The 13,006-nt window shown below is 60.6% G+C and carries 11 protein-coding genes and 1 pseudogene; 3 read left to right on the forward strand and 9 right to left on the reverse strand.

Annotation, left to right across the window (positions count from 1 at the left end):
- Positions 1–5: 5 nt before the first annotated feature.
- Entirely contained in the window at positions 6–635 is a 630-nt protein-coding gene (locus A7K61_RS14240) for a fimbria/pilus chaperone family protein (protein ID WP_044269865.1), read from the reverse strand.
- A gap of 176 nt (positions 636–811) precedes the next feature.
- Positions 812–1,459 carry a DUF1120 domain-containing protein gene (locus A7K61_RS14245; protein WP_069557808.1) on the reverse strand — a complete coding sequence of 216 codons (648 nt, stop codon included), beginning with the start codon at positions 1,457–1,459 and terminating at the stop codon, positions 812–814.
- Between the two features lie 479 nt (positions 1,460–1,938).
- Between A7K61_RS14245 and ppx the strand changes: the two genes are divergently transcribed.
- Positions 1,939–3,441 carry an exopolyphosphatase gene (gene ppx / locus A7K61_RS14250; protein ID WP_044269760.1) on the forward strand — a complete coding sequence of 501 codons (1,503 nt, stop codon included), beginning with the start codon at positions 1,939–1,941 and terminating at the stop codon, positions 3,439–3,441.
- A 128-nt stretch (positions 3,442–3,569) separates the two neighbouring features.
- Here the strand turns inward: ppx and ppk1 are convergent, their stop codons facing one another.
- Positions 3,570–5,792: a polyphosphate kinase 1 gene (gene ppk1 / locus A7K61_RS14255; protein ID WP_032894587.1), complete on the reverse strand. Its 2,223-nt coding sequence runs from the start codon at positions 5,790–5,792 to the stop codon at positions 3,570–3,572.
- A gap of 18 nt (positions 5,793–5,810) precedes the next feature.
- The gene (hemB, locus tag A7K61_RS14260) at positions 5,811–6,824 is read right to left on the reverse strand and encodes a porphobilinogen synthase (protein WP_032894586.1); all 1,014 of its coding nucleotides are present in this window, start codon (positions 6,822–6,824) and stop codon (positions 5,811–5,813) included.
- A gap of 208 nt (positions 6,825–7,032) precedes the next feature.
- On the opposite strand from hemB, the gene A7K61_RS14265 reads away from it, so the two are divergent.
- Entirely contained in the window at positions 7,033–7,668 is a 636-nt protein-coding gene (locus A7K61_RS14265) for a DedA family protein (RefSeq protein WP_047712047.1), read from the forward strand.
- On the opposite strand, the gene A7K61_RS14270 is transcribed toward A7K61_RS14265, so the two are convergent.
- A complete protein-coding gene (locus A7K61_RS14270; RefSeq protein WP_047712048.1) occupies positions 7,649–8,884 on the reverse strand; it encodes a sterol desaturase family protein in 1,236 nt (411 codons plus the stop codon). The two genes, A7K61_RS14265 and A7K61_RS14270, sit on opposite strands and share 20 nt — an antisense overlap.
- A gap of 115 nt (positions 8,885–8,999) precedes the next feature.
- Between A7K61_RS14270 and elbB the strand changes: the two genes are divergently transcribed.
- Complete coding sequence (gene elbB, locus A7K61_RS14275; protein WP_044269766.1) at positions 9,000–9,665, forward strand: isoprenoid biosynthesis glyoxalase ElbB; 666 nt, start codon at positions 9,000–9,002, stop codon at positions 9,663–9,665.
- An 11-nt stretch (positions 9,666–9,676) separates the two neighbouring features.
- Here elbB and A7K61_RS33735 read toward each other — a convergent pair.
- The 4 genes and pseudogenes from A7K61_RS33735 to A7K61_RS14290 form a co-directional block, all read right to left on the reverse strand.
- A pseudogene (locus tag A7K61_RS33735) lies at positions 9,677–9,763 on the reverse strand (outer membrane lipoprotein carrier protein LolA); the annotation flags it as partial.
- A gap of 8 nt (positions 9,764–9,771) precedes the next feature.
- Positions 9,772–10,227, reverse strand: a complete 456-nt coding sequence (locus A7K61_RS14280) for a YaiI/YqxD family protein (RefSeq protein WP_032894581.1) — start codon at positions 10,225–10,227, stop codon at positions 9,772–9,774.
- A gap of 1 nt (position 10,228) precedes the next feature.
- Entirely contained in the window at positions 10,229–12,124 is a 1,896-nt protein-coding gene (locus tag A7K61_RS14285) for an FTR1 family protein (RefSeq protein ID WP_069557809.1), read from the reverse strand.
- Positions 12,125–12,325: 201 nt separating this feature from the next.
- Positions 12,326–12,958, reverse strand: coding sequence for a LysE family transporter (locus A7K61_RS14290; protein WP_003195369.1), 633 nt, complete (start codon positions 12,956–12,958; stop codon positions 12,326–12,328).
- Positions 12,959–13,006: the final 48 nt, after the last annotated feature.

Raw genomic sequence — 13,006 nt, forward strand, 5'->3', positions numbered from 1 at the left:
ACCGATCAACCTTCATCGGTGGTGACCGGCGCTCGGTAGTTATCTACCGAAAAACCGTAGACCGTGGCGGGCTGGATCTCTACGTGAGCCACATTGCCCAACGGACCTTCGCCCTTCGCCACCAACGCCTCACCTGGCAAAATGTAAGTGCGCGGCAATGTCGCCAGTGTGCCTTGTGGCAGCAGTTGCACATCCGGCGCCAGGCGCACTACATAGGCGCTGTCGTTGTGGACGCTGAGCCGGTCCCCGACGCGCTTCCACGTCAACAACTCCCAGGGCGTGTGGTGCCGTGGCAGGCCTTGCGGGTGCAGGATCAGCGGCAAATTCTGTCGCAGGGTGATGCCGATGGTCGCACCACCGGCAGCACGCGCCTGGGGTATGCCCTCGAACGACACGCGCTTGAGCCGCTGGGTCTTGAGCGGCTGTTTCAGGGTGCTGATAAAACGCACCAGCTGGGTGTCGCCTGCCTCCACACGGGTAACCGGCGGTGTGACAATCAGTAGCGGCTCCAGGTCTTCAGGCACATTCTCAACAACGGAATGCAGCAGCGCCGGCCCCGCATCGGTGTTCTTGATACTAAGAGTAGCTTCGCCGTCCTCTTCATAAAGCACCACCACTGTCGTTTCCGGCAACATACCGTCAGCGGCGGCAACAGTACTGAAAAACAGATGCCACAACAGCGCACAACTTATTAAAAACCCACGCACTCAATATTCCCCTCACTCATGCCATTGACGATTGGTAATTACGCGCCCATAGAAAAACAGCCAATAAGAAAGGGTCAGTTTCTTGATCGGCTGTTTTGGGTTATTTAGATGTAGCTCAATACAAGCGTGGCGCGCCCATCAATGGAAATGTCGCGGCTTAAATCCAGATCCTGAGCCTTATTGATCACCGCTTTCACCGCAAGCGTGCCGGTCAATTGGCTGATAGCGGCAGGGGTAATCGCCGCTCCATTACGCCAGGAGTACTGGCTGGGCGACTGGGCCACCTTGCCATCGCTGTTGTACCAGGCCCCAAGGCCGGTGCGCATGATCGGAAACAGCGTCGTGCCGGACGACCTGAGGTCCCTGAGAGTGACCGAATAGCCACCGGTACGCCGGGCGCCCACCATACCCAAACCATAGTTCTGTGCTTCGGTGAAGCCCGCGCCGAGGATGCCCGTCACCTTGCTGCCCGCTTGCAAATCGCTAAACGTGAGCCCGAACCTGGCAGGCGTGGTGCCGCAATTGATCACCAGCGAAGTGGTCCTCTCTTCGCGCGGGTTGAATGCCGTGCGGGACAACTCACCCGAGCGAATCGTGCCGTAGTCGATGATGCCACTGCCTGCCAGGCTGAGGTTGCAGGCAGCCGGTGTAATCGTGCCCCTGACGACCAACTGCGCACTGGTGGTTGCCTGGGCATTGAGGGCCGCAGCCAGGCACGCCATACCGACGGTTAATCCAATAATCTTTTTCATGTTCGTCCTGTCATTTGGAATTAACAGGCGTTCTTTATTTCGGTTCTGGCGACTCCATCGCCCAACACCTTATTTTCCGTAATACAAAACTATAAATAAATAACACCCAGGCAAAATTGCCGACTGACAGTCTGGTGCCTGGGTGCTTGGTAAAAAAATCAGACAACACGGTATTTACTGTGGCCTCTATTAAGTCTGGAAGCGACTTTATTCCACCAGCAAAGTAGTCCTCTACCTGCAACCAAATCATCTACTACCCCGATTACTTGTAGGCAGTGTCGTACGCAACTTACGACGACATACAGTTAAAACGTCTTACAGTATCGGATTACCTATTCGCTTAAAGTGCGCGAAGCCGCCCTACACTTCCCAGATATTTCCCCGCGGGCAACATCGGGCCAATTACCGAAGCACAACGCGTTGGCGTCAGCGGTCGATCGTGGCACGATGGCAAGGTTATCGACCGAGATCCCCAAACCATGCCGCAATCCCAAGCCAAGAATCTGTCCTTGATCGCCGCCATCGACCTGGGCTCCAACAGCTTTCATATGGTCGTGGCCAAGGCCCAGAACGGCGAGATCCGCATCCTTGAGCGGCTCGGCGAGAAAGTGCAACTGGCCGCCGGGATCGACGACGAGCGCAAGCTCAATGAAGAATCCATGCAGCGCGGGCTCGATTGCCTCAAGCGTTTCGCCCAGTTGATCAACGGCATGCCCCCTGGCGCGGTGCGTATCGTAGGCACCAACGCCTTGCGCGAAGCGCGCAACCGCAACGAGTTCATCCATCGCGCCGAGGAAATCCTCGGGCATCCGGTGGAAGTCATCTCGGGCCGTGAAGAGGCGCGCCTGATCTACCTCGGCGTGTCCCACACCCTGGCCGATACCCCCGGCAAACGCCTGGTGGCCGACATTGGCGGCGGTAGCACCGAGTTCATCATCGGCCAGCGTTTCGAACCACTGCTGCGTGAAAGCCTGCAGATGGGGTGCGTGAGTTTCACCCAGCGTTATTTCAAGGATGGCAAGATCACCCCGGCGCGCTACGCCCAGGCTTACACCGCAGCGCGCCTGGAAATCATGAGCATCGAACATGCCCTGCACCGCCTGACCTGGGATGAAGCCATCGGCTCGTCCGGCACCATCCGTGCCATTGGCCTGGCCTTGAAAGCCGGCGGCCATGGCACCGGCGAGGTGAACGCCGAAGGCCTGGCGTGGCTCAAGCGCAAGCTGTTCAAGCTGGGGGATGCAGAGAAAATCGACTTCGACGGCATCAAGCCCGACCGTCGCGCCATTTTCCCTGCGGGCCTGGCGATTCTCGAAGCGATCTTCGACGCTCTCGAACTGCAACGCATGGACCACTGTGACGGCGCCCTGCGCGAAGGTGTGCTCTACGACCTGCTGGGCCGTCATCACCATGAAGACGTGCGCGAGCGCACCCTCAGCTCGCTGATGGAGCGTTACCACGTCGACCTGGAACAAGCCGCCCGTGTGGAGCGCAAAGCCTTGCACGCCTTTGACCAGGTGGCCGAGGACTGGGACCTGGAAGACGGCGTCTGGCGCGAGCTATTGGGCTGGGCAGCCAAGGTGCACGAAGTGGGCCTGGACATCGCCCACTACCATTACCACAAGCACGGCGCCTACCTGATCGAACACTCGGACCTGGCCGGTTTCTCACGGGAAGACCAGCAAATGCTCGCGCTGTTGGTGCGCGGTCATCGTCGCAATATTCCCAAGGACAAGTTTGCCGAGTTCGGTAAAGACGGCATCAAGCTGATCCGCCTGTGTGCGCTGCTGCGCTTTGCAATCCTGTTCCACCACATCCGTGGCACCCAAGAAATGCCTCAGGTCAAACTGCGCGCCGATGGCGACAGCCTGGAAGTGATGTTCCCCAAAGGCTGGCTGGATGAAAACCAGCTGACCCAGGCGGACTTCGCCCAGGAAGCGGAATGGCTGACGCGCGTAGGGTTCAGCCTGAACCTGCGCTAAAGCACACTGCAAAACAAATGTGGGAGCGGGCTTGCTCGCGAAGGCGCTGGATCAGTCACCAGATGCATTGACTGACCCACCGCCTTCGCGAGCAAGCCCGCTCCCACATGAAATTGCTTATACCTGAGCTAGTTCACCGCAAGAATCGGGCTACCCAACTTCTCCAACAACGTCGCCTGCGCGCTGCGCGGGTTCTGGTTGCCGGTCGGGGTATTACGCACGTAGCGCCCATCCGACTGCAAGCTCCAGCTGTGGGTGTTGTCGGTCAGGTAGCTTTCCAGCTCCTTCTTGACCCGCATGATCAACTTCTTGCCTTCCACCGGGAAGCAGGTCTCCACGCGCTTGTCGAGGTTGCGCTCCATCCAGTCGGCGCTGGAGAGGAACATCTGCTCTTCGCCACCATTGAGGAAGTAGAACACGCGGGTGTGCTCCAGGAAGCGGCCAATGATCGAGCGCACGTGGATGTTATGCGACACGCCCACAATGCCGGGGCGCAGGCAGCACATGCCACGCACCACCAGGTCGATGCGCACACCGGACTGGCTGGCCTTGTACAACGCGCGGATGATCTTCGGGTCGGTCAGCGAGTTGAACTTGGCGATGATGTGCGCAGGTTTGCCATCAAGGGCGAACTGGGTCTCACGGGCAATCATGTCGAGCATGCCCTTCTTGAGCGTGAACGGCGCGTGCAGCAGTTTCTTCATGCGCAAGGTCTTGCCCATGCCGATCAACTGGCTGAACAATTTGCCAACGTCTTCGCACAGCGCGTCGTCGGACGTCAGCAAACTGTAGTCGGTGTAGAGCTTGGCGTTGCCGGCGTGATAGTTGCCGGTACCCAAGTGGGCGTAGCGCACGATCTCACCGGCTTCACGGCGCAGGATCAGCATCATCTTGGCGTGGGTCTTGAAGCCGACCACGCCGTAGATCACCACCGCACCGGCCGCTTGCAAGCGGCTGGCCAGTTGCAGGTTGGACTCTTCGTCGAAACGTGCACGCAGCTCGATCACCGCGGTGACTTCCTTGCCGTTACGCGCCGCATCCACCAGCGCATCAACGATTTCCGAGTTGGCGCCGCTGCGGTACAGGGTCTGGCGCACGGCCAGCACATGCGGGTCTTTGGCGGCCTGGCGCAACAGGTCGACCACCGGGGTGAACGACTCGAAGGGGTGCAGCAGCAGGATGTCCTGCTTGCTCACCACGCTGAAGATGTTCTCGCTGTTTTGCAAAAGTTTCGGGATCTGCGGGGTGAACGGCTTGTATTGCAGCTCCGGGTGGCTGTCCAAGCCGGTGATGCTGAACAGGCGCGTCAGGTTCACGGGGCCGTTGACCTGGTACAGCTCCGACTCTGCCAGGTTGAACTGCTTGAGCAGGTAGTCCGACAGGTGTTTGGGGCAGGTGTCCGCCACTTCCAGGCGCACCGCGTCGCCGTAGCGCCGTGAGAACAGCTCGCCACGCAGGGCACGGGCCAAGTCTTCGACGTCTTCGGAGTCCAGCGCCAGGTCGGCGTTACGGGTCAGGCGGAACTGATAGCAGCCCTTGACCTTCATGCCCTGGAACAGGTCATCGGCGTGCGCGTGGATCATCGACGACAGGAATACATAGTTGTCGCCAGCGCCACCCACCTCTTCCGGTACCTTGATGATGCGTGGCAACAGACGCGGCGCCGGGATGATCGCCAGGCCCGAGTCGCGGCCAAAGGCGTCGATACCTTCAAGCTCGACGATGAAGTTGAGGCTCTTGTTCACCAGCAAGGGGAACGGGTGCGTCGGGTCGAGGCCGATAGGCGTGATGATCGGCGAAATCTCGTCCCGGAAGTAACGGCGTACCCAGGTCTTGATCTTGGCGGTCCAGTGACGACGACGAATGAAGCGGACCTGATGCTTTTCCAGTTCCGGCAGCAGGATATCGTTGAGGATCGCGTACTGGCGGTCCACATGGCCGTGCACCAGTTCACTGATGCGCGCCAGGGCCTGGTGCGGTTGCAGGCCGTCGGCACCGGCTTGTTCACGGGCGAAGGTGATCTGCTTCTTGAGGCCGGCAACACGGATCTCGAAGAACTCGTCCAGGTTGCTGGAGAAGATCAGCAGGAATTTCAGCCGCTCCAGCAAGGGGTAGGACTCATCCAGCGCCTGCTCGAGCACACGGATGTTGAATTGCAGTTGTGACAACTCGCGGTGGATGTACAGGCTGCTGTCATCCAGGTTGGTGACCACGGGCACCGGCGCCGGCGCCGGCGCTTCAGCCACCACCGCAGGCGGTGCGGGCTCCAGCTCCGGCGGGGTCTGGGCGACTTGTTCAACCACCGGGTGAGCGTCTTTTACGGCAACTTCTGAGAGTCCTTCGGTATTCATCGAGTGTTCCTGTGAGGGCTATTGTTGCTCTCTAAGCAATTGGGCGGCGCGGGCGGCGAAGTAGGTCAGAATGCCATCAGCGCCGGCACGTTTAAAGGCAGTCAGGGATTCGAGGATCACCCCTTCACTCAACCAACCATTCTGGATTGCCGCCATGTGCATGGCGTATTCACCGCTGACCTGATAGACAAAGGTCGGCACTTTGAATTCCTCTTTGACCCGGTAAAGAATGTCCAGGTAGGGCATCCCCGGCTTGACCATCACCATATCGGCGCCTTCGGCCAGGTCGGCTGCCACTTCGTGCAGGGCCTCTTGGCTGTTGGCCGGGTCCATCTGGTACGAGGCCTTGTTGGCCTTGCCCAGGTTCAGCGCCGAGCCTACCGCATCGCGGAATGGGCCGTAGTAGGCGCTGGCGTATTTGGCCGAGTAGGCCATGATCCGTACATTGACGTGGCCAGCCAGCTCAAGGGCTTCGCGGATCGCCTGGATGCGTCCGTCCATCATGTCAGACGGTGCAACCACCTGGGCGCCTGCCGCGGCGTGGGACAACGCCTGCTTGACCAGTGCATCGACGGTGATGTCGTTCTGAACATAACCGTCTTCGTCAAGAATGCCATCCTGGCCGTGAGTGGTGAACGGGTCCAGCGCCACGTCGGTGATCACCCCCAGTTCCGGGAAGCGCTCGCGCAGGGCACGGGTGGCACGCTGGGCAATCCCTTCGGGGTTCCAGGCTTCAGCGGCGTCCAGGGACTTGAGTTCCGCCGGAGTCACCGGAAACAGCGCCAGCGCCGGAATGCCCAACTCGACCCAATTCGCCGCTTCTTCAAGCAACAAATCAATGGTCAGACGCTCCACACCCGGCATCGACGCCACCGCTTCCCGACGATTTTCACCGTCAAGCACGAAAACCGGCAGGATCAGATCATTCGTGGTCAGTACATTTTCACGTACCAGGCGACGAGAAAAATCATCACGACGATTGCGACGCAGACGGGTGGCGGGGAACAGGCGATTGGCAGGGGTAAAGCTCACGACAGACTCCTGAGCCCGTGTTTACGGGCGAGCGTTGCAGTTATAAGCGGCCATTATGACGAATGAATGACAGTTGTGCTTATCGACGCGACCTGTAGTCCCATTCGTCATTTGCGTAGGAATTGTTCACTTCGTGACACATCTCGATACTTTCATGAATCTTCGTGAAGGCGTAGGCTGCGCGTTCATTTCGCCAGCACCCTAGACCATGCTTCAACAATTTCTGCATGACTTCGGCTACTTTGCCCTTTTTCTCGGCACGTTCTTCGAAGGCGAGACCATCCTTGTACTCGCAGGCTTCCTGGCGTTCCGTGGCTACATGGATATCAACCTGGTGGTGGTCGTTGCCTTTTTTGGCAGCTACGCCGGCGACCAGCTCTGGTACTACATGGGGCGCAAGCACGGCCGCAAGTTGCTGGCGCGCAAGCCGCGCTGGCAATTGATGGGCGACAAGGCACTGGAACATATCCGCAAGCATCCGGATATCTGGGTATTGAGTTTCCGCTTCGTCTACGGCTTGCGCACGGTGATGCCCGTGGCGATTGGCTTGTCTGGCTATCCACCGTTGCGCTACCTGGTCCTCAACGGTATTGGCGCGGCGATCTGGGCCGCGGCACTGGGGGCGGCGGCCTATCACTTCGGCGCGGTGCTGGAAGGCATGCTCGGCAGCGTCAAGAAATACGAGCTGTGGGTGCTGGGCGCCTTGCTGGTGCTGGGCTTTGGCCTGTGGCTGCGCCGTCGCTTCAAGAATGCCCGCATCGCCCGCCAAGCCTGTGTCGAGGCCAAGGCTCGGCTGGCCAACGAGCCAGCCCCGGTCGAAACGCCTAAGACGCCAACCGAGTAAGCCGGCTTCTGCAACAGTAGAGGCCGATGATACTGAGCAGGCTGTAGCTCGCCAGGCCCAGCCAGCCCAGGTTGCTGGCGGGCCACAACCCCACCAGCGGCGCCAGCCATACCAAGGGCACATTCAGCGCCAGGCGCGCCAGCTCGGCCTTCAGTGCCCATGGCCGATTCTCCAGCGCCACCCCCAGAGTAAACAGCCCCAGCGCCATCGTGCCCCAGCCGAGGACCAGCGCCGAGGTGGGCAAGCCCTCACCGAAATTCATCAGATAGCTGCCAAACCCCACATAAGCCGCAAACTGCAAGGCGATGTAGACCTGTTGGCGCACGTCCAGCGGCACCTCGAATTTGCGGAACTGGCTCAGGTCCGGCTTGGCCATCGGGTACTGGGCCTTGACGTCCGCCGGCCGCCAACCGGTGCGCATGAACCAGATGCGCAGCTTGTCCCACCAACGCTCAGTGCGCCGGGCGTCACTCCAGAGCTGCGCATAAAACTGCAGGTTAGCCCACAGCGGGTTCCAGCTGGCCAGGGGTGTGGTCACGCCGAAAATCACCGGTTCGTTGTCGTCTTCCTCCTGGAAGGTGCCGAACAGCCGGTCCCAAATAATGAACACCCCGCCGTAGTTGCGATCCATGTAGAGAGCGTTCTGTGCATGGTGGGCCCGATGATTGGACGGCGTGACGAAAAACCATTCGACCCAGCCGAGCTTGGGAACATGGCGTGTATGGACCCAGAATTGATACAGCAGGTTGAGCGACGCCACGCTGATAAACACCACCAGCGGCACGCCGGCCACCGCCAGCGGCAGGTAGAAGATCCAGCTCAGCAGGAAACCGGTGCTGGTCTGGCGCAAGGCAGTGCTGAGGTTGTAGTCCTCGCTCTGGTGATGCACCGAATGCGCGGCCCACAGGATGTTGCGCTCATGGCCCATACGGTGCAGCCAGTAGTAGCAGAAGTCATAGAACACGAAGGCGAATACCCAGGTCCAGGCACTCTGGGCCGGCAAGTCAAAAAGCGCCAAGTGCTTGAGGGCGAACGCGTAGGTCAGCAGGCCCACGCCCTTGGTGAGCAAGCCGGTGGTGGTGGACAGCACACCGGTGCTGAGGCTGTTGATGGCATCCGCCACCCGGTAGTTACGCACGCCGCGCCAACGGTCGGCCAACAACTCCACCACGATCAGGGCAATAAAAAACGGTACTGCGTAAGGCACAAAGTCCATGGGCTAGTCCGGTCTATTTTTGTTACATCAAGATTAGGTGCAGCGACGTGAGATCCCATTGGCAACAGGTTACAAATTAGTAGACATTTAACGCCATGAATCAGGAGAAATGCCCATGAGCAAAAAGATTGCAGTGATCCTTTCCGGCTGTGGCGTGTACGACGGCGCAGAGATCCATGAAAGCGTGATCACCCTGCTGCGCCTGGACCAGCGCGGCGCTCAAGTGGAATGCTTTGCACCCGACGTTGCGCAGTTGCACGTGATCAACCACCTCACGGGCGAAGAAATGCCCGAGTCGCGCAATGTGCTGGTGGAATCGGCGCGCATCGCCCGCGGCGCCGTGAAGGATATTGGCCAAGCCAATGCCGCAGACTTTGACGCGCTGATCGTGCCGGGCGGTTTTGGCGCGGCCAAGAACCTGTCGAACTTTGCCGTGGAAGGCGCCGGCTGCAGCATCAACCCGCAGGTGCTGGCGCTGGCTGAAGCCTTTGCCGAAGCGGGCAAGCCGGTGGGGTTGATCTGCATCTCGCCGGCCCTGGCCGCCAAAATCTACGGCCCTGGCGTGACTTGCACCATCGGTAACGACGCCGACACTGCCGCAGCCCTGGACAAGATGGGCGCCACCCACGTCGAATGCACGGTGGAGGACATCGTCGAGGACCCGGCGCGCAAGCTGGTAAGTACGCCGGCCTACATGCTGGGCAAGAACATCAGCGAGGTGGCGTCCGGCATCAACAAGCTGGTGGACCGGGTATTGGAATTGACCCACGAGAACGACTGACGCCCTCTTTCTGTAGGAGCGAGCTTGCTCGCGAAGAACCTGAGAGCGCCGCGTTCATCCAGAGTGCCCGCGTTATCGTTGACGTTTTTCGCGAGCAAGCTCGCTCCTACAGAGGCTTCATCAAGCGGGTGAGGATACGGTCCAGTGCATTGGCAAACGCCTGCTTGTCCTTTTCGCCGTGGGGCGGTGGGCCGCCGCCCATCTGGCCTTGCTCGCGCAGGTCGGTAAACAGGTTACGCACCGCCAACCGCTCGCTCATGTTCGCCGGGCTGAATTCCTTGCCACGCGGGTCAAGGGCCGTGACCCCCTTCTTTACCAGGCGGTCGGCCAAGGGCACGTCGCTGCAAATCACCAGTTCGCCGGGCACGGCATGCTCCACCAGGTAATCATCGGCGGCATCCGGCCCGCTGGGCACCACAATCAACTTCACACAGGCAAAGCTCGGTTTGATCTGGCTTTGCCCTGCCACCAGCACCACCTCAAACTGGCGCTTGAGGGCGAACTTCACCACCTGGTCCTTGGCCGCCCGAGGGCAGGCGTCGGCGTCGATCCACACCCGCATGCTACGCCGCCACCCGGCGCTTTTCGCTCAGGCGACTACGGCCATACAGCACCACAATCGCCAGGATCGCCACAGCCTGCGCGCCCAGCGAATACGCATCGGCGTGAATGCCCAGCCAATCGAAGTCAAAGAACGCCACCGGCCGCGTGCCGAAGATGCCTGCTTCCTGCAAGGCTTTCACACCGTGCCCGGCGAACACCACCGACAGCGCACACAGCAACGCGGCGTTGATGCCGAAGAACAGCGCCAGCGGCAGCTTCGCCGAACCGCGCAGGATCACCCAGGCCAGGCCCACCAACAGCACCAGCGCCGTGGCACCACCGGCCAGCACCGCGTTGTGCCCGGCAGGGCCGGCCTGCAGCCACAGGGTTTCGTAGAACAGAATCACTTCGAACAGTTCGCGATACACCGAGAAGAACGCCAGCACGGCAAAACCGAAACGCCCACCGCCGCCCACCAGGCTGCTCTTGATGTAGTCCTGCCAGGCCGCCGCGTGACGCCGGTCGTGCATCCACACGCCGAGCCACAGCACCATCACACTGGCGAACAGCGCCGTGCAGCCTTCGAGCAATTCTCGCTGGGCACCGCTGACGTCGATGACATAGGCCGCCAAGGCCCAGGTGGCCAAGCCTGCCAACAGCGCCAGGCCCCAGCCGAGGTTGACACTGCGCACCGCCGATTGCTGGCCGGTGTTACGCAGGAAGGCGAGGATCGCTGCCAGCACCAGAATCGCTTCCAGGCCTTCACGCAGCAGGATCAGCAGGCCGGAGATATAGCTCAACGACCAGCTCAGGCCATCGCCGCCGAGCAAGCCAGCGGATTCAGTGAGTTTGCCCTTGGCCACATCCAGGCGCTGCTGCACCTGCTCGATAGGCAAACCGTCCTGCAACGATTGCCGATAGGCCATCAGCGCCTTCTCGGTGTCTTTGCGCACATTGGCATCGACGTTATCCAGGGAGCTTTCCACCAGCTCGAAGCCTTCCAGGTAAGCCGCGACGGACAGATCGTAAGCCTGCTCGTGGTCGCCGTTGCGGAAGGCCGCGAGGCTCTTGTCCAGGGTGCCGGCGGTGTAGTCGAGCAACTGCGCGGGGCCACGCTGAACCTGCGGCGGCTGCGCACGCTGGGCGCGGAATGTCGCCGCAGCGCCAGGGCCATCAGCGGCGAGCACTTCATTGGGGGTCTGGCGGGCCAGGTCGGCCAGGTTGAACGTCTGCTCGCCTTTGGCGGCGGCCGGGTCGGCCGTGAAGCCGGCGATATAGGTTGCCAGGTCCCAGCGCTGGCGGTCGTCCAGTTGGTCAGCGAACGACGGCATGTCAGTGCCTTCGACGCCCAGGCCGAGGGTGTTGTAGATCGCGTAGAGGCTCAGGCGATCCAGGCGCGTGGCATCGCGCAGGTTAGCGGGTGGTGGGGTCATGCCCATGCCTGCGGGGCCATCGCCGGCACCTGCTGCGCCGTGGCACACGGAACAATGCTGGGCATAGAGCGGCGCGCCGCGCGTCGGGTCCGGCGTGATGGCCGGGGCTTGGCTGACTTCATACGCCACGGCCAGCTTGGCGCCCAATTGACGGGCCTGGCGGGCAACGCTTGCACCGTCCTGATGGGCAGTGACCGCGGCCAGCAGTTCATCGACGCCCTTTATCAGCTCGGCACGCTCGGGCTTGTCTGGCAAATCCGCCACCAGCCCCTGCAATACCCCGAGAAACTCCACTTGTTCGCGGTATTCCGAGTCATCCACCACCTTGCCCGCCTCCACCGTCGGTGGGTAGTCGGCGCCAATGTAGTCCAGCAAATGCAGGGCTTGCGGCGCGCCCTCGGCGGTCGCGGCCAACAGATTGAAGCTGCACGACAGCAACGCCGGCAACAGCAGCCAGGCGAGAAAGCGGAAAGGGGCGGTCATGAATGAATCTCAAGTGGAAATACGAAGTAACACTATTGTTGAGCTTTAATGGATTCGACTCAAGGTGTTATTTCATATCGCCATAAAACCAATGTGGGAGCGGGCTTGCTCGCGAATGCGGTGGTTCAGTGATGAATGTATCAACTGACACTCCGCATTCGCGGGCAAGCCCGCTCCCACATTTTTGCTCCAGTCGCTTGGTCAGGCCGTGGCGCGATGCAGGCTGGCGAGGAAACCGGCAGCGCCGACAAACAACCCAGCAAAGGTGCGGTTTACGCGCTTCTGTTGTTTGGGTGTACGCAATAGGCGCAAGACTTTCGACGCCAACCCCGTATAACCCGCCATCACGATCATATCGACGCTGATCATGGTTGCGCCGAGGATCAGGTACTGGACCAACAACGGCGCCTGCGGGTTCACGAACTGCGGCAGCACCGCCAGCATGAATACCAGCGCCTTCGGGTTGCTGGCGTTGACCAGAAAGCCGCGGAACATCATCGCCATCGGCTTGCCGATGGGGCGCACGGCGGCGTCATCGGTCATGTCCATGGGCAAGGCGCGCCATTGCTTGATGGCCAGGTACACGAGGTAGGCCACGCCAAACCATTTGATCGCATAGAACGCGGTAGACGAGGCCGCCAGAATGGCCCCCAAACCGCCGGCCACAACGGCAATCTGCATCGCCAGGCCCAACTGCAAGCCGATGGCGTTCCAGTAGCCACGTACAAAACCGTACTGCAGGCCGCTGGACATCGAGGCGATGGCACCGGCGCCAGGGGAAAGGGAGATGATCCAACTGGCCAGGAAAAAGGCCAGCCATGTATCGAGAGCCATTGCACACCTCGTAAGGGAGTTAGCGGTTGTGCCTTAAGCTAACTCCAG

This window comes from Pseudomonas sp. AP42, from assembly GCF_001728935.1.
In the GTDB taxonomy this organism is placed as follows: domain Bacteria; phylum Pseudomonadota; class Gammaproteobacteria; order Pseudomonadales; family Pseudomonadaceae; genus Aquipseudomonas; species Aquipseudomonas lactis.

What these genes read in the sequence shown, in the direction of transcription:
- A7K61_RS14280 (WP_032894581.1), bottom strand. Translation starts at nt 10,227, where the DNA reads ATGCGGGTGTGGATCGACGCCGACGCCTGCCCTCGGGCGGCCAAGGAC.
- A7K61_RS14245 (WP_069557808.1), bottom strand. Translation starts at nt 1,459, where the DNA reads ATGAAAAAGATTATTGGATTAACCGTCGGTATGGCGTGCCTGGCTGCG.
- A7K61_RS14265 (WP_047712047.1), top strand. Translation starts at nt 7,033, where the DNA reads ATGCTTCAACAATTTCTGCATGACTTCGGCTACTTTGCCCTTTTTCTC.
- A7K61_RS14270 (WP_047712048.1), bottom strand. Translation starts at nt 8,884, where the DNA reads ATGGACTTTGTGCCTTACGCAGTACCGTTTTTTATTGCCCTGATCGTG.
- A7K61_RS14290 (WP_003195369.1), bottom strand. Translation starts at nt 12,958, where the DNA reads ATGGCTCTCGATACATGGCTGGCCTTTTTCCTGGCCAGTTGGATCATC.
- elbB (WP_044269766.1), top strand. Translation starts at nt 9,000, where the DNA reads ATGAGCAAAAAGATTGCAGTGATCCTTTCCGGCTGTGGCGTGTACGAC.
- ppx (WP_044269760.1), top strand. Translation starts at nt 1,939, where the DNA reads ATGCCGCAATCCCAAGCCAAGAATCTGTCCTTGATCGCCGCCATCGAC.
- A7K61_RS14240 (WP_044269865.1), bottom strand. Translation starts at nt 635, where the DNA reads ATGTTGCCGGAAACGACAGTGGTGGTGCTTTATGAAGAGGACGGCGAA.
- A7K61_RS14285 (WP_069557809.1), bottom strand. Translation starts at nt 12,124, where the DNA reads ATGACCGCCCCTTTCCGCTTTCTCGCCTGGCTGCTGTTGCCGGCGTTG.
- ppk1 (WP_032894587.1), bottom strand. Translation starts at nt 5,792, where the DNA reads ATGAATACCGAAGGACTCTCAGAAGTTGCCGTAAAAGACGCTCACCCG.